Source organism: Trinickia sp. HAY1-2D (assembly GCF_056754935.1).
This window is the reverse complement of record NZ_JBPGWX010000001.1, coordinates 30,287-45,040: the sequence shown is the minus strand read 5'-3', so window position 1 is coordinate 45,040 and position 14,754 is coordinate 30,287. Positions and strand designations below refer to the sequence as shown.

Below are 14,754 nucleotides of genomic sequence, written 5' to 3'. Positions count from 1 at the left end.
GGGAAAACCGCTTGTCGCCGTCACCTTACTCGTACGAAAAAGGACAAAAAATCAAAAAACCCCCCAACAACCCGGCTGGCATAGAGGTAGGACGGGCATCGCTATAATGGCGCATTACAATTTCCAATGAGCACCGCTTCGATGGCGCACGACGAACACGCTCACGGCCGCGACGGCAAGCACCATCACGCGCATACGGGGCACGGTCATGCCGGCCACAGCCACAGCCACGCCGGCCATCACCATGCGTACGGCGCCGAGGACCAGCGCCGCATTGCCTGGGCCTTCGTCACGATTGCGGTGTTCATGATCGTGGAGGTCGTCGGCGGTGTGCTCTCGGGCTCCCTGGCCCTGTTGGCCGACGCCGGCCACATGATCAGCGACGCGGCTGCGCTCGGCTTCAGCTGGGTCGCGATCCACTACGGCAGGCGGCCGGCCACAGCGGAACTCTCGTATGGCTACAAGCGCCTCGAAATTCTCGCGGCTTTCGTCAACGGCTGCGCGCTTTTCGTGATCGCGGCCTGGATCGTGATCGAGGCCATCCGGCGTTTCGCCGCGCCCGTACCCGTAGTCGGCAAGACCATGCTGATCGTGGCGGTGGCCGGGCTCGCCGCCAATGCGGTGGCGTTTCTCGTCCTGCACGGCGGGAACCGCGAAAACCTCAATATGCGCGGCGCCTGGCTGCACGTGCTCGGCGACATGCTCGGCTCGGCGGCGGCCGTTGTCGCGGCGATCGTCATTTTGCTCACCGGATGGTCGCCGATCGATCCCATCTTGTCGATCGTCGTCGCGGTGATCATCCTCAAGAGCGCGTGGGAGATCGTCAAATCCTCGGCGCATATCCTGCTCGAAGGCGCACCGGACAGCCTCAGTCTCGCGGAGATCAAAGCCGACCTCGAAGAAAACGTTCCTGAAGTGGACAATGCGCATCATATTCACGCCTGGTCGATCACGGGCGAACGACATGTCGTGACGCTGCATGTCCACCCCACCGCCGGCGTGCCCGCACACGATGTCGTCGTCGCCGTGCAGCGCCGGCTCGCTATACGGTTCGATGTCGCGCACGCGACGATTCAGGTAGAAGAACAGGCGTGCGCCGATTCCCACGAAGCGCACGATCATGACTCGCACGATTGCCACTAGCTGGCACCGACGCCGGGCACCGGCGGGAGAATAACCAATGGCCTCACCCCATGACAGCGTCAGCATGGCGCTTTTTTGCGACTTCGAAAACGTTGCGCTTGGCGTTCGCGATTCGAAGTATGAAAAGTTCGACATCAAGCCCGTCCTCGAACGCTTGCTATTGAAGGGAAGCATCGTCGTCAAGAAGGCCTACTGCGATTGGGATCGCTACAAAGGCTTCAAGGCAGCCATGCATGAAGCCAGTTTCGAATTGATCGAAATTCCGCACGTGCGCCAATCGGGCAAGAATTCGGCGGATATCAGGCTGGTGGTCGACGCCCTCGATCTTTGCTACACGAAATCGCACGTGGACACGTTCGTCATCATCAGCGGCGACTCCGATTTCTCCCCGCTGGTCTCGAAGCTGCGCGAGAACGACAAGAAGGTGATCGGCATCGGCGTGAAAAATTCGACGTCGGACCTGCTCGTCGCGAACTGCGACGAATTCATCTTCTACGACGATCTCGTGCGCGAGCAGCAACGCGCCATCGCAAAGCAAGAGGCGCGCGCCGCGCTCCCGGCCGCGAAGCGTTCGGCCGACGAGGACAAGCAGCCGAAAGACGAGACGATGGATACGCGCAAGGCCCAGGCCATCGCGCTGGCCGTCGAAACGTTCGACGCTCTCGTCTCCGAAAGAGGAGACAGCGGAAAGATCTGGGCGTCCGTACTCAAAAGCGCAATCAAACGGCGCAAGCCCGATTTCAGCGAGTCGTACTACGGCTTCCGCGCCTTCGGCAATCTGCTCGAAGAAGCGCAATCGCGCGGTTTGCTCGAAGTGGGTCGCGACGATAAATCCGGCGCGTTCGTCTATCGAAGCTCGCCCGCCGCGGCATCGCACCCGGAGCTCAGCCGCGCCGCCACGGCGGAGCCGGCTGCAATGGAAGCGCCGATGCCCGCGGAGGCAGCGGCTACCGCGCACACGGAGCAGCCTCCTCGCGCACCACGACGGGGACGCAAAAAGGCCGCGGCAAGGGAAGCGGAGACGAGCGTGGCCAGTACGCCCAGCAACGAAACCGCGGAACTGCCCCGCTCGCCCGAGGGAGCGACGGCTGACATTGCACCCGAAAAAGCAACGAAAGCCGCAAGAGCGCCAAGGGCCGCAAAAACCGCGAAAGCGCCAGGTCAATCGACGCCGCGGGCCAAGCGTTCGCGCAAGGTTACCGCGTCGGCCAGCGAGGAGTGAAACGCGAGCAGCGAATCGGTACCCGCTTGACTCAACTCAGCTGAGCCTGTGCCGGCTGCGCCCCGGTTTACTCGCGAACCGCCGCAACCCGCCCCGCCTTGACGGCCGCTTTCAGCGTCGACCAGTCCGCCTCGTTGCGCTCGGCATAGGCCAGCGCGAAGGTTTCGATGGCCGCATCGAAAGCGTCCGACTTGCCGAGATAGCCGCACAGTCGAGCGGGATCGCCGGCTTTGGCCATCGCATGCGCCAACGCCGTCCCGCACGAAACCGCATACGCGCCAAGATCCTCGACGTCGAAGCTCGCGAAATCGAAGGCGCCCTTCATATCGCGCAACTGCCTGACGTAGAAATCGCTGCCGGTGTGATGCATCTTGGACCAGCCGAGAAAGATATCGCTTGCCGATTGCAGCAGGCGCTGACCGTTGACCACGCGCTGGCCGTGATTCGAGTATTGGCTGCGCGGTAGATAGTTCTCCAGGACGGAAGTCCGAGCCTCCTTCAACTGCAGAAAGAGCGGCCACTCCCCGTCAGCCATGAAAAGCGCCTCGTAGCAGCGCGTTCCCACGGAGCCCACTCCGACGACGCGAATCGCAACATCGACCAATTCGTATCGATCGAACAGCGCGCGTCGCTCGTCGGAAAGCGTCAACCGATAGTCAGCGAAAAAACGCCTGATCATGTCGTCGTACTGACGACGCTCGCGCTGGGTCGCGAGCGGAACGTGATAGACGAGCGGAGGGTTTTCCTTGATCCTGTACTTGCCGTCGACCTGCACGGCCGCATGATCGAGCACGGAGCGCGACGATTGCAGCCTCGCCTCGTCGACGACTACCGCCGCCCTTTTTCTTTCGCCGGCGGAATCTGCAATGTCGAGCATGGACGCCGCGCTGAACTGGTAGTACCAGAGATCGAGCACATCCATCTTGCTGAATTCGCCCATACGCTGCCGGAATGTCTCGCAGAGCCGCCGTACTAGCTTGCGCTGATCGCTCGCCGCGAATCCGCGCTCGCGCGCGGCGATCGCGAACGACGCGGCCAGCCTGCGCACATCCCAGTCGAACGGCCCCGGCAGCGTTTCGTCGAAGTCGTTCGGCCCGAAAAGAATCCGCCGCTCCGGGCTCGCGAAGAGCCCGAAGTTGGCCAGATGTGCATCGCCGCACAACTGCACGATGATGTCGGTACGCGGCAATGCCGCAAGATCGAATGCCATCAGCGCCGCCGCCCCGCGATAAAACGCGAACGGATTCGCGACCATGCGCCCGTAGCGGATCGGTATCAGCTCGGGCACGCGCCCCACGTTCGACGCTTCGAGCAGCGCGATCGGGTCGCGCTTTGTCAGCTTGCAGACGGCGAGCCGCGTGCGCGGCACCTTCTTTCGCGCGGCGCGACCCAACTGCATGCGCTCGGCGAGCGAACCGCGACCCGCTAAGAGGTCGGAGAGATCCGGCTGCGCCGCCGGCAATACGCCGTTCGCATCGTTCATCGACGGTTCGCCGGATCGCCGGCCGCCATCGAGGTGCTTACCTCCGTTTCGGACTGCGCTGCGCGTGCTGGCCGCCGCACAGCCCGCACCTTTGCGCTATTGCCGCCACCGCAGAAGAACTGCTCGCGGCCATCGGATTCGAGTCCGGACACACCCGTACCGGCCGGCATCTCGAGGCTGCACAGCACTTCGCCCGTGCGCGGGTCGATCTGCCGGATCTCGCTCTCGTCGTCCTCCCAGGTAGCGTGCCAGAGTTCGCCCTCCACCCAGGTCACGCCCGTTACGAATCGATTCGATTCGATGGTTCGGCGTACTGCGCCTGTCTCGGGATCGAGTTCGTCGATCTTCTTCTCGCGGTACCGCCCTACCCAGAGCGATCCCTCGGCCCACGCGAGCCCCGATACGCCATCGCCGGGCGCCGGTATCGTCGCGATCACACGGCCTTGCTCGAGATCGAGCTTCTGAATGACGTTCCCGGCGATCTGATACAGGTATCGCCCATCGAAAGCCGTTCCCGCGCCCGCGGGCACTTCGATCGAGCGCAGCACGGCACCGCTTGCGGGGTCCAACGCATTCACCTTGTCGCCCGATGCGAACCAGACCTGCCCGCCGTCATAGGTGACGCCAGCTACCTGGTCGACGCCCTCGAAAGGCCCGTACTCGCGGATGATTTCTGCAGTGAATCGGTTCATGGCGCCCTCCTCATCCTAATCATCAAGAAACCGCCATCCTAATGGTTCAGAAACGGAGCGGGGAGTAACAACGGTGTCGCGGATCCCACTACCGGTACGCTCCAGCGGCGCGCCGGCCCGCGGCCCAACGAGCGCACCTTGCCGAGATCGGCGAGCGATTCGAGCGTGCGCTGCACATTGCGCTGGCTCTCGCCAAGCGCCAGCGCGAGCGCGGAACTCGACCAGGATTCCCCGTCGGCAAGCAGTGCCAGCAACGCGGCGTGTTTCTCTTCGGATGGGTGATCGAGCAGCGCCACCTCGGCCGCACCCGACGGCACCAAGACGAACCCGCGCCGCGTCGCACGAATGTCGGCCATCGAACCGAGCATCGTGCGCAAGCGGCCGATCTCCACGCGCAATCGCACGCGATGCGATTCGTCCGCTGCTTTCACGCGAAATGCCTGCGCGATGAGCGTACTCCTGGGCACATCTTCAGGCCAGGCTTGCCCGAGCAGCCGGGCAAGTACGAACAATACGGGGCGCGTCGCCAGCGATATCGTTCGAGGGCCGATGCGCACGATACGGCGGCAGGCATCCACGACGAGCGTTGCCGCATTGGGTGCGAGCAGCGCTTCGATCTCGTCGAGCGAGACGAGCCGAGCTTCGCCGCGCGCAATCAAACGACCAGCCGGCTCATTCACGATGCGCGTTGCGGTTTCGATCTCCGCTATCAATGCAGGGATGCGCGCTCGACGCGCCGCCTGTTCGGCGCGCGCCAGCGCCGCGCGAGCCGTCGCTGCCTGAAGATGCCGCATCGCGATCCCGGCCGCAACGAGTTCGTGAGCCGCCGTCAGGGCAGGCGGCAACGATAGGTGAACGAGTTCGGCAAGCGCGCGCTGAGCATCGTCGAGCTTTCCGATGAGCAGTAATCGCCGCGCCTCGAGATATCCCGCATGGGCCGCGTTGACACGATCGCCGTGGGCGTCGAGCGTGGCGCGTGCGGCGGTGAGTGTCTTCGCGGACCAGCTCAATTCGCGCGCGGCCAAGGCAATTTCCGCCTCGGCGATTTCGCATCGCGCACGCGCCACGGCTTCGTCCGGCCCGAACGCACGGGCCGCCTTGCGCATCAACGCCTTCGCGCGAACGAAGTCGCCGAGCTGTGCCATGGCGATGCCGCGAAGCGCCAGTGCGTGCGCATCGTCGCGCAGCGCAACGCGATTCAATGCGCCGAGCGGATCACCGCAAGCCAGTGCCCGGGCCGCGGCCGTAATCAATGCGTCCATCGGAATCCCGCCACACTTGTCACTCCCACCGGTTCGGTTCGTGGTCCTAATCTATCACACAGATATCGAGCAGCCCGTCGCATTGCGCAGCGGCGCTGACCGACTCACCACCATGCAGTTCAACTGCACTGTCAGATAGGAGAAGATCATGACCGGACATATCACAGCCACGCGTGACGAGTGGCTCGCGGCACGGCTCGAATTGCTCAAAGCCGAGAAGGAGTTGACGCGGCGCAGCGACGAGCTGGCGCAACAACGGCAGTCGCTGCCGTGGGTAAAGATCGAAAAAGATTACCTTTCGATACCGATGCCGGTCCAGCTTCGCTGATCGATCTCTTTCAAGGGCGTTCCCAACTTCTCGTCTACCACTTCATGTTCGGGCCTGACTACAAGGCCGGATGTCCTTCGTGCTCGATGATTGCGGATGGGTTCAACGGCTTCGCTGTTCATTTGGCTCAGCATGATGTCATGCTCATGGCCGTGTCACGCGCGCCTCTGGAAAAATTGCAGGCCTATAAAAAGCGCATGGGATGGACGTTTCCATGGGCATCGTCGAACGACAGCGATTTCAATTTCGACTTCAATGTTTCGTTCACGGAGCAACAGCAGCGCGAAGGCACCATCGAATACAACTATGAACGCGGCGGCCATGCGATGGATATGACGCCTGCGCCCGAGCCCGTTGCTCAGTTCGCCAAGACGTGCGGAACGGATGCACCGACCTATGCGCGCGATCGGCCTGGCTTGAGTGCGTTCGCGCTCGAAGATGGAATCGTCTATCACACCTATGCGACCTACGCGCGTGGGCTCGATGCACTTTGGGGCGCCTATCAATGGCTCGATCGCGCGCCGCTCGGTCGGAACGAAACGGGCATCTGGTGGAGCCGTCACGACGAATATGAGCGCGCCTGATCGTTGGCGACGGGCGACGCTGTACCGGATGCCGCACGGCTAACTGACGAGAGAGGCCGACATGTCTTCTGTACGTACTTCGCATGCAGCACTGTTCGCAGCGTCAGCACTGCTGTTTGCGGCGAGCGCGGTGACGACGGTCATGTGGTCACAGTCGATGTCGTCCATGGGCGAGATGCCGATGCCGGGCGGTTGGTCGATGTCGATGACGTGGATGCCGACGTGTGGTGAGACTTGGCTGGGCGCCGCCGCGTCGTTCGTCGGCATGTGGACGGTGATGATGGTGGCGATGATGCTGCCGTCGCTCGTGCCGATGCTGATGCGGTATCGAGAAGCCATCGGCGCGGCGAGCGAAACGCGCCTCGCTTTGCACTCGGCGCTGCTCGCATCGGGCTACTTCCTGGTATGGGCCGCGTGTGGGCTCGGCATCTTTATCATGGGCGCTGCACTGACTTCGGCCGAGATGCGGTTGCCGGCGCTCGCGCACGGCGCTCCGTTCGCTATCGGCGCGGTCGTCCTGATTGCGGGCGCGACACAATTCACCACCTGGAAAATACGTCAGCTCGGCTGCTGCCTAGCGGCACCAGGCTCCGGCGGGGCGGTATGCGGCAACGCCGATACACCATTGCGTCACGGCATACGCTTCGGCTGGCGCTGTGTGCATTGCTGCGCCGGACTCACCGCCACGCTCGTTGTCATAGGTGTCATGGACTTCCGGGCCATGTTGCTCGTCACCGCTGCTGTCACCGCCGAGCGCGTCGCGCCAGGCGGTCCGCGCATAGCGCGGGTGACCGGGGCGATACTTGTTGCCGTGGGCTCGATGCTCATCGCCCGGGCCGCGCATCGCGTCTAAGCCCGTTCGCGGTGTCAATGATGCGCTCGGTCTGAAGCCGCTTCAGACGTACGGCGAGGGGGAAGTTATGGGCCACCTGTTGTTCTGCGTCGACTCAAGGACCGGCCACAGTTTGGCCAGGTATTCCGGTGTTGAATTGTTTATGAGTTCTCGAATTTTCGAATGGAAGTAATCTTGACCGCTCGGTGGTAGCCGACCGTAAACGTTGGTCAAGAAAGCGCAGAACAGGTCCGGGTGCTCCGGCTGCTCCTCTTGTACCACGTTAAAGAGGCAACGGACTAACGGCATTCGATCGGTGCTCTTCAACGATTTATTCAGCTTCAACGATTTGAAAACGTCATCGCCGACGAGGTGTGCGAGGAGAGGCTTAGGATCTTCTAGCAGTTCTTCTCGCTGCATCAGTTCGATGAGCTTGATGGTAGCCTTCACTAGGTCTGCTTTCTTTCCAGACTCGATCTCGTCCACTGTAAAACATTTGGGTACAAGGATTTTCAGCAGTGCATGCTGATTGTGTGGGGCAAGCTTGGGAATGGCATCGATCACCGGCTCGATAATGGACTTATCGTTTAGCCGTGGGCCAAGTTGGTGAAGTGACTCCGCATCGTATTGGGGCCCCATATCGAGAATATCATCAATCAGACACTGCGCTTCTGAGGCGGCCACGCGATGGCGCCTCGAGTATCGCGTAGAGGACGCTCGAGAATCGAAAGGTTCTTTCGATGCCTTGGGCTGCGGGGCGGCGTTGAGATCGCTGCTCGGGGCCGCGGGACCGCCGAACAGGGTTCCCACGAGCTTGGGCAAGCCAGGCCGCGATGCTGGACAGGCAGGGGATCTTGACGCGTCCGGTTCCCGGAGGAGCTGGCGCATAGCACTCGCGGAAGCGATCGCCCCCATCATTGTCGCTCGGTCTTCTGGCGGGAGTTCGCCAAGTGTGTTGAGCGCGCCTTGAATTGTCGTTGCTGGCGCTTCGATTAGCCCTGCCGCAAGGAGCGCGTTGAGCGGTCCGGCATCATATTGCGGCGGTAATTCATCTATCTCACGAAAAAAGTGTTGCGCCACTGCCGGCTGCAGGTCGAGTGGCAACACGGGGAGTGCCGAAGCAAGCACACTTAATCGCAATGCCTCCTTGGCCGGTTCATGGCGACGCTGCTGCGAGCGTGGGCGAGGTTCTTGATAATCGAATAGCGCACCCAGCACTTCCGACATGACACGCACCTCGTTGCCAGCCTCCCGTCGAGCTGGGGGCGTCAGGCCGCTAAGTATCGCGGCAGCTGAGGTCTGACGGCGCGTCTCGAGATTGTCGCGAGGAGCGGGGTCGCCGCAGGCCGGATCCATCGGCTCAACGGCGCCACGGGCGGGGCGAGGTGCGGGAATAGGTGCCGGCATGGCCGATCTCCGAATGAAGGCTGAAGACGGTATCTTCTGCGGATCACCGGATGTATGCCGCTTCGGTCGCGAATAAGGATATGCAGACCCGCAAAGGCGATGACCAGCGTCGCAAGCGACAAGCAGCGGCGCTTATGGTTGCGCCGGCGTACGTCCTCGCTCAATGATCCAGTCGATCAATGCCTCGATCACCCGCTCGCGGTCAAGATCGTTCATCGCCTCGTGATAGCTACCTTCGCTTCTGAGCCACGCCTGAACTTGGCGCGCCCTTGCGCGGAGATGCCGGTCCGGGGGATAAACGACCGTTTCAGGAAAAGCATCGTCCAGGTACTCAGTAATCGCCGACGACTCGGATAGCGCGAAATCGCCATGCACTAATGTGGGTACGCGTTGAGTCAATGATTCACGGGCGTAGCTCTCTCCGCGATTGGCGCCACTTCGAAGGTCAACCGCGGACAGGTCGAATGGCAGTTGTTTCTCTCGGAGGGCCACGAACACAGACATCGCGTAGGGGCTTGCGAACTGTGCATCGGCATATAAACGAAGCGGGACTTCAAGCATGGCACAGCCCTGGTGGTTGACTTGCGGCTCGACGAAAGCGGGCAGACGAGAAGCGGGTCGATTGTCGGCGATCTGCGGCTTGATCTCGAACGGCCGCTTTTGGCGGATTCGGGAACACGTTGTCAGACGCAGGCACGATGTCTCACGCGACGCACGCCGCCAGTCTCGGAGCGTTAGGTGATGGATGGCGTCCGGCGTTCTAGTTCGGCGCCAGTTTCCCTTCTAGCGCGGCTTTCACGTCGGGCCATTCCGTATCAATGATGCTGAATCGCACCGAATTGCGTTTACGACCGTCAGGCATTATTCGCTCATGGCGCACAATGCCCTCCTGCTTTGCACCGATGCGCAAAATCGCCGCCCTCGACCTCTCGTTGAGCTCATCGGTGGTGAACTGGACTCGGACACTTCTCATGATCTCGAATGCATACGTCAGGAGGAGATATTTCGCCTCTGTGTTCGCTGCCGTTCGCTGAGCTGACTGGCTCAGCCAGGTGTGACCGATTTCTAGCTTCCGATTGTCCCGGTCGATCTTCCAAAAGCGCGTGCTGCCGACGATGCGGCCGCTGTCACGAGCGATGATCACGAAGGGGATCACATGGCCCTCCTCGCGCCCTCGCAATGCCGTAGCGATGTATTGGTCGATAGTCGACGGTCCCGGTACAGCAGTCACTTTGAGATTCCATAGCTCGCCGTCTGCCGCTGCGTCGACCAGACTAGGCGCGTCTGCAGGTTCGAGAACGCGAAGCTCAATTGCCTTGCCAGATAGTGTTAGCCGACATGTGTCGTTCATAACCATCAGAAGAGTGTTGAGGGCAATGCGCTCGGAGGCTCGACCCATTTGCGATGTCGGCATCACGGGTGCGGAGCCGAGCGTCAGAGCAACCGATTGTCACCGATCCCGCACCGGCCGTCGAGTGGCCGCTTGTGGCCGTCTGTTGCCACAGACCTACTTGGTTCCATCGATCGCCGACGCAGCGAGCACAGAGTCTTTATACATACTTGCGTCGAAAATAAACGGTCCTAACGTCTCAACAGTCGTCAAGTCAGATTCGCTTGTCTGGTAGGCGAAGCTTTCCCATCTGTAGGATTCGAATTCGCGCCGCACAAGAACCGAATATGCACCGCATGCGACGTCGCCGCACTCTGGACAGATGTAGAGTAGTACGCGCTTTCCGCCCAGCGGCGGAACGTCGAGCAACATCGTGGACATGCGCTCACATTCCTTCGCGTAACCACTCACAAAACAACCCATGAAGTCGGAGTGTCCCCCGGCACTTTCAACGAGCATTTTCAGCAAGGACCGTCCGTCTATTAGAAAGTCCGCAGACGTTCTCTCGGTGCAGGTGGCGCCTTCGGACCCGGTTGCTGGTCGATGCAGTCGGCGATGCCCAAGTAAGTTCATGTTCGCGTTCCGAATAAGCTCAACCTGCCGAGATTGTCACCGATCGAGGAGCCTGTGTCGAACGGCCGTCATGGCCGGCAAGCGGCGCCAAGCGACCCGGAGCGGTCCCCCGAATCACTCGAGACCGGACGTTCGGGACTGGAGGATGCCCCGTTGGTCGGCCTCCGCGAGATCAAAGACGTGCATCTGCTTCCAATGACCAGAGGAGTTCTCAAGGAGAGCGACGGACGTGCACCTCGTTTGAATTGGCTCCGACACGAAAAGCCGATGTTCCAACTCGACAGCGGCGCTGTGCGCATTCTCTGCACTCCCGTGCGCAACGGTCAAGTGTGGGACAACGCTTTCATATGCGCCGGCGTAGGGTCGATACATGGGGAAGCACTCCACCAGCGCCGTAGTCAAAGCGATAAACGGCTCTGGTGGCGCAGGCGAAAGGTAGGCGGTCGTCGCGAACCGCCCAACGCTTGCCAACGAAAAGTCGAACGACGGCACTGTATTCAGTGCATTTTTCGCTTTGCGAAGGACATCCAAGGAGATCTCGTCCCGCGGCATAAAGGGATACAGCACGGTAATATGCGCCGGAACACCCAGCTGAGAGGTTGCATCAAAGCGATTCCGCAGTTCTCCCACCAGCGACTCAGCAGCGGGAACTCTGACAACAAAAGCCGACGCAGGCATGAAGAGATTCGCTTGGCTGATCGTTGAGGGGTTACGAAGTCCGATTGTCGCAAATTCTGTGAGATGAATCCAATGACGCCTCGTCGGCCGGCAATTGCCAAACATCCGCTACGTCGCATCACTTCACGCTGCGGGCGGCAGTCCATATTCTTCTCGACCCAAAGCAGCCTGCCATGCTTGAAACCGTGACCGCCATTGCTCGAATGGCTCGCTCAACGGATGCCGGGAATCACCGCTTAACGAGTACGCCATGCCTTCGATCAGCCATTTGGGCTATGTTGCGACGGCCAGATTTCCTAGTGATTCCGCTTGCCCCATCAGCCAAAGGCTGATTCAAGCAACCACTGCCGTGCAATCTCCGTGCATAGCGACGGCCGCTCCAGTGTCGGGAAATGGCCGCATCCTTCAAGCGAGACAAAGCGTGCGTGCGGCATAAGCGTGGCGATGCGACGGCCGACATCGACAGGAACGAAACGGTCGGCGTCCCCCCATACGAGTAGCGTTGGAATTTTGGTCGAGGCAAGCGTTGACCAGTGATCTGAACGAGTCAATGTTGCGTCGGATTGGCGAGCGAACAGCTCGGCCCCGGCATCGCGCGCCATGTGTACGAACGCCACTCTCGATACGGCATCGTCGGCGGGAATTGCGTTCTCAGCGAACTCGGCAATAACTCGCTCATGGTCATGGGAGCGAATCCTGCGGCTGGTAGTGCGCACCGAATCCGGGTTTGGGTGGACACCCGGCTGGCAGTTCATTAGCCAGAGTCCGCGAACACGCTCAGGAGCTCGCGCCAGAACTTCCATCGCTAGACATCCACCGTAGGCTGTGCCAGCAAGGATGAACGCACCGTCTGTGGACGCTAACAGGCTCTCAGCACTCTCGGCCAACGTCGCGTACGCCAGTATCTGAACAGATGCTGATACAAGACCTTTGAGCCCTGCGACTTGATGGGCGTACATGCGCCCATCACACGGCATTGCAGGCAAAAAGATTAGCGGTAGCGGCACAGGAACGGGGGATGAGCATCATTGCCGGACAATCTGGTTCGCCGTCAGACTGACGTCCGCCGGCAGGCAGATTGTCAGCGACTTCGAGCCTTCCGTCGAACGACCGAAAGTGGCCGGTAACAGCAATTCAGGCCCCATGCGAATGGACGAGCGCGGAGGTCTAAGGCCAGCGATACGAGAGCACACGGTCGCGCGGGTATGCAAGTTCCCGAACCTCTTCGAGCTGGTTGCCTCCGAACAGGTAGACGTTGTCTGCGTCAATTCGAAGAAATAGCCCGACATGCCCCTTCCAATCGACCGCGTCATCGGCGGTCAGAACCGCAACACATCCATATCTCGGTTGTTCAAGCGGCTGTCCCCAGGTGAGCCAGGAGCGAGCTAAAGCAGAGCCGGTGCCGCGAACGCCCGATTGCTTCATGCACCAGTTCAGGAACGATGAGCACCATGAGATTTTGTCGTCGTAGCCAGCAAGCTGAGTGCAATTATTGTATTCGGCGATTCGAGGATTGCAATCTCCCACACCGTAACGCCTGATGCCTTGCTCCTGAAGCGCGACGCTCAGCCAGACAGGTGCGTCAAGATTCGTTGCTGGTGACGTTTCGCTCATCTGCGCCTTCCTTACCAGTCCTCTTCCGCCGATTCGTCAAGGGCGTTTCGCGCTCCCGAAAAAACGAAAGTGTCAACGATCTGCGTTCTACTGTCGAGTGTCTCCTCTTGGCCGCACCGAGCGTGAATTCGCAACCCAACCCGGACATCCGGATCTGTCTGGAGTGGTGGCCACTCAACCCCGCTCACGACCGCAAAAATCTTCCAGCCCTTTGTTCCAGTACGGCGATGAGCTCCGGCTGCATAAATGCATACTTGTCGGGAATGTCGAGGCACACAACCCTTTTCCCCTTCAGGAGTGAACCGAACTTCTTCGACAATTTGACCTTGTGTGCGCGTTCCATGACGAAGATTATCTCCGCCCACGCGATCTGTTCGTCCGACACGATCGTTATCGCATCGGGAGCAAGGCCCGCTGAATCCGCTTCGACGCCGAGCCAACAGGAAAATACCTCTTCCGCGGTTGGGCTCCGAAGCCGGTTCCGGCTGCAGACGAATAGCGCTCGCGTCAATTTCCACGACCCCAAAGGTAAGGCATTGCGTAGGCGTTGAAAAAGCGCTCATTGTCAACGATCCAGAGTTTTATGCCGGCTGACTGCTTCTGGCCGAGGCCGAAAATTCGCGCTCCGACCGAGTCGTGCCCGCCCCGGCCGAGCCCCGAGCTTCTGGAGACGACCCTTCTCTGTCGTTCCACTCAGGCAGCAGTAGCGACCGTTATCGTGTGTAAAGCGGCCTCTGCCTGCCCGCGCGGGCGGCTTTTGCGCTCATGAGCCTAGCCCATCAGTCTCGTCCACGCATCATCCATAGGTTGCTCGGGGCGAACAGCGTATGCAATTGCTGCGCGTTCTTCATCGGCGCGATAGCGCACCTTCAGATGCCACCGTGCGCGGCGATAAACATGGCGACGGCCGACCGGCAATACGATTCGATTTCGTTGTCGTCCTCTGCTCTCGCCTCATCGAAGCGTGCGATCAGCAGGAGATCGGCCCCTTTGAAAAGCGCGGCAAACAAGCGTGCGGACAGCAGAGCATCGGGTACGTTCAGCATCCCTTTCTCGTGCAACTGACGCAACACGGCCTCGATGTGGGCGATGACATGGGCCGGCCCGGCTTCGTAATGGAGCTTGCTTAACGCCTTTTGATTCGTCTTGTCGGCCAAAACCATGGCTTCGACACTGCGGACGTCCGGGCTCAATAGCGTGCGAAGCAGGGAGGACCCGACCGCCACCAGCTGATCTTCGGCCGAACCGTCAACGTCTTCGGAAAGGGCCTGCGGTGCAAATTGATCGCAGCGGGCCACCATGGCCGCGTTGAACAGCGCCTCCTTGTTCTCGAAGTGCCGATAGATGCTCAGCTTGGATATCTTCGCCCGCTGCGCGACCTTGTCCATGGTCGTCGCTTGAAACCCCAATTCCACAAAGAGTTCGCAGGCCGCGTCGACGATCGTTTGGCGAAGCGCTTCGTTGGCGGGCCGGCCGCGCCGGCCCTGGCTATTTTCGGTCACGACAATTTTGGTACTTGACAGTATTGAAATTGGTTAATACGATA

The 14,754-nt window shown here is 60.7% G+C and carries 14 protein-coding genes and 3 pseudogenes; 4 read left to right on the top strand and 13 right to left on the bottom strand.

What is annotated here, in order from left to right; genetic code table 11:
- Nucleotides 1–126: 126 nt before the first annotated feature.
- Nucleotides 127–1,143, top strand: coding sequence for a cation diffusion facilitator family transporter (locus ACR9ZC_RS00240; protein ID WP_481578641.1), 1,017 nt, complete (start codon nt 127–129; stop codon nt 1,141–1,143).
- A 37-nt stretch (nt 1,144–1,180) separates the two neighbouring features.
- Complete coding sequence (locus tag ACR9ZC_RS00235; RefSeq protein WP_481578640.1) at nt 1,181–2,365, top strand: NYN domain-containing protein; 1,185 nt, start codon at nt 1,181–1,183, stop codon at nt 2,363–2,365.
- A 67-nt stretch (nt 2,366–2,432) separates the two neighbouring features.
- Here ACR9ZC_RS00235 and ACR9ZC_RS00230 read toward each other — a convergent pair whose 3' ends face one another.
- Genes ACR9ZC_RS00230 through ACR9ZC_RS00220 form a run of 3 tightly spaced genes read right to left on the bottom strand, consistent with a single transcriptional unit; the run spans nt 2,433 to nt 5,802 of the window.
- On the bottom strand, nt 2,433–3,848 hold the full coding sequence (locus ACR9ZC_RS00230) for a DUF2252 domain-containing protein (protein WP_481578639.1): 1,416 nt from the start codon (nt 3,846–3,848) through the stop codon (nt 2,433–2,435).
- Nucleotides 3,845–4,540 (bottom strand): NHL repeat-containing protein, encoded by a 696-nt coding sequence (locus ACR9ZC_RS00225; protein WP_481578638.1) that lies wholly within the window; start codon nt 4,538–4,540, stop codon nt 3,845–3,847. The genes ACR9ZC_RS00230 and ACR9ZC_RS00225 overlap by 4 nt, the downstream gene beginning before the upstream one ends.
- Before the next feature lie 38 nt (nt 4,541–4,578).
- A complete protein-coding gene (locus ACR9ZC_RS00220; protein ID WP_481578637.1) occupies nt 4,579–5,802 on the bottom strand; it encodes a helix-turn-helix domain-containing protein in 1,224 nt (407 codons plus the stop codon).
- Nucleotides 5,803–5,950: 148 nt separating this feature from the next.
- Here ACR9ZC_RS00220 and ACR9ZC_RS00215 point away from each other — a divergent pair.
- Nucleotides 5,951–6,714, top strand: a pseudogene (locus tag ACR9ZC_RS00215) (DUF899 domain-containing protein).
- A 61-nt stretch (nt 6,715–6,775) separates the two neighbouring features.
- On the top strand, nt 6,776–7,567 hold the full coding sequence (locus tag ACR9ZC_RS00210) for a DUF2182 domain-containing protein (RefSeq protein WP_481578636.1): 792 nt from the start codon (nt 6,776–6,778) through the stop codon (nt 7,565–7,567).
- 42 nt (nt 7,568–7,609) lie between these two features.
- Here ACR9ZC_RS00210 and ACR9ZC_RS00205 read toward each other — a convergent pair whose 3' ends face one another.
- The 10 genes and pseudogenes from ACR9ZC_RS00205 to ACR9ZC_RS00160 all read right to left on the bottom strand — a co-directional run bounded on the left by ACR9ZC_RS00205 (nt 7,610) and on the right by ACR9ZC_RS00160 (nt 14,710).
- On the bottom strand, nt 7,610–8,773 hold the full coding sequence (locus ACR9ZC_RS00205) for a hypothetical protein (protein WP_481578635.1): 1,164 nt from the start codon (nt 8,771–8,773) through the stop codon (nt 7,610–7,612).
- A 414-nt stretch (nt 8,774–9,187) separates the two neighbouring features.
- Nucleotides 9,188–9,514: pseudogene (yfcF, locus tag ACR9ZC_RS00200) on the bottom strand (glutathione transferase); the annotation flags it as partial.
- 199 nt (nt 9,515–9,713) lie between these two features.
- Nucleotides 9,714–10,304, bottom strand: coding sequence for a GNAT family N-acetyltransferase (locus ACR9ZC_RS00195; RefSeq protein WP_481579668.1), 591 nt, complete (start codon nt 10,302–10,304; stop codon nt 9,714–9,716).
- A gap of 156 nt (nt 10,305–10,460) precedes the next feature.
- Nucleotides 10,461–10,811 carry a hypothetical protein gene (locus ACR9ZC_RS00190; protein ID WP_481578634.1) on the bottom strand — a complete coding sequence of 117 codons (351 nt, stop codon included), beginning with the start codon at nt 10,809–10,811 and terminating at the stop codon, nt 10,461–10,463.
- Nucleotides 10,812–11,030: 219 nt separating this feature from the next.
- The gene (locus ACR9ZC_RS00185) at nt 11,031–11,594 is read right to left on the bottom strand and encodes a 2'-5' RNA ligase family protein (protein ID WP_481578633.1); all 564 of its coding nucleotides are present in this window, start codon (nt 11,592–11,594) and stop codon (nt 11,031–11,033) included.
- A gap of 118 nt (nt 11,595–11,712) precedes the next feature.
- Nucleotides 11,713–11,906 (bottom strand): annotated as a pseudogene (locus ACR9ZC_RS00180) (hypothetical protein); the annotation flags it as partial.
- A gap of 5 nt (nt 11,907–11,911) precedes the next feature.
- Nucleotides 11,912–12,553 (bottom strand): alpha/beta fold hydrolase, encoded by a 642-nt coding sequence (locus ACR9ZC_RS00175; protein WP_481578632.1) that lies wholly within the window; start codon nt 12,551–12,553, stop codon nt 11,912–11,914.
- Between the two features lie 208 nt (nt 12,554–12,761).
- Nucleotides 12,762–13,208 carry an NlpC/P60 family protein gene (locus tag ACR9ZC_RS00170; protein WP_481578631.1) on the bottom strand — a complete coding sequence of 149 codons (447 nt, stop codon included), beginning with the start codon at nt 13,206–13,208 and terminating at the stop codon, nt 12,762–12,764.
- A gap of 184 nt (nt 13,209–13,392) precedes the next feature.
- A complete protein-coding gene (locus ACR9ZC_RS00165; RefSeq protein ID WP_481578630.1) occupies nt 13,393–13,719 on the bottom strand; it encodes a low molecular weight protein tyrosine phosphatase family protein in 327 nt (108 codons plus the stop codon).
- 358 nt (nt 13,720–14,077) lie between these two features.
- A complete protein-coding gene (locus ACR9ZC_RS00160; protein WP_481578629.1) occupies nt 14,078–14,710 on the bottom strand; it encodes a TetR/AcrR family transcriptional regulator in 633 nt (210 codons plus the stop codon).
- Between the last annotated feature and the right edge of the window lie 44 nt (nt 14,711–14,754).

Bases quoted from the DNA above. Each gene is read 5' to 3' on its own strand.
- ACR9ZC_RS00240 (WP_481578641.1), top strand. From the start codon at position 127: ATGAGCACCGCTTCGATGGCGCACGACGAACACGCTCACGGCCGCGAC.
- ACR9ZC_RS00235 (WP_481578640.1), top strand. From the start codon at position 1,181: ATGGCCTCACCCCATGACAGCGTCAGCATGGCGCTTTTTTGCGACTTC.
- ACR9ZC_RS00230 (WP_481578639.1), bottom strand. From the start codon at position 3,848: ATGAACGATGCGAACGGCGTATTGCCGGCGGCGCAGCCGGATCTCTCC.
- ACR9ZC_RS00225 (WP_481578638.1), bottom strand. From the start codon at position 4,540: ATGAACCGATTCACTGCAGAAATCATCCGCGAGTACGGGCCTTTCGAG.
- ACR9ZC_RS00220 (WP_481578637.1), bottom strand. From the start codon at position 5,802: ATGGACGCATTGATTACGGCCGCGGCCCGGGCACTGGCTTGCGGTGAT.
- ACR9ZC_RS00210 (WP_481578636.1), top strand. From the start codon at position 6,776: ATGTCTTCTGTACGTACTTCGCATGCAGCACTGTTCGCAGCGTCAGCA.
- ACR9ZC_RS00205 (WP_481578635.1), bottom strand. From the start codon at position 8,773: ATGTCGGAAGTGCTGGGTGCGCTATTCGATTATCAAGAACCTCGCCCA.
- ACR9ZC_RS00195 (WP_481579668.1), bottom strand. From the start codon at position 10,304: ATGAACGACACATGTCGGCTAACACTATCTGGCAAGGCAATTGAGCTT.
- ACR9ZC_RS00185 (WP_481578633.1), bottom strand. From the start codon at position 11,594: ATGCCTGCGTCGGCTTTTGTTGTCAGAGTTCCCGCTGCTGAGTCGCTG.
- ACR9ZC_RS00175 (WP_481578632.1), bottom strand. From the start codon at position 12,553: ATGTACGCCCATCAAGTCGCAGGGCTCAAAGGTCTTGTATCAGCATCT.
- ACR9ZC_RS00170 (WP_481578631.1), bottom strand. From the start codon at position 13,208: ATGAGCGAAACGTCACCAGCAACGAATCTTGACGCACCTGTCTGGCTG.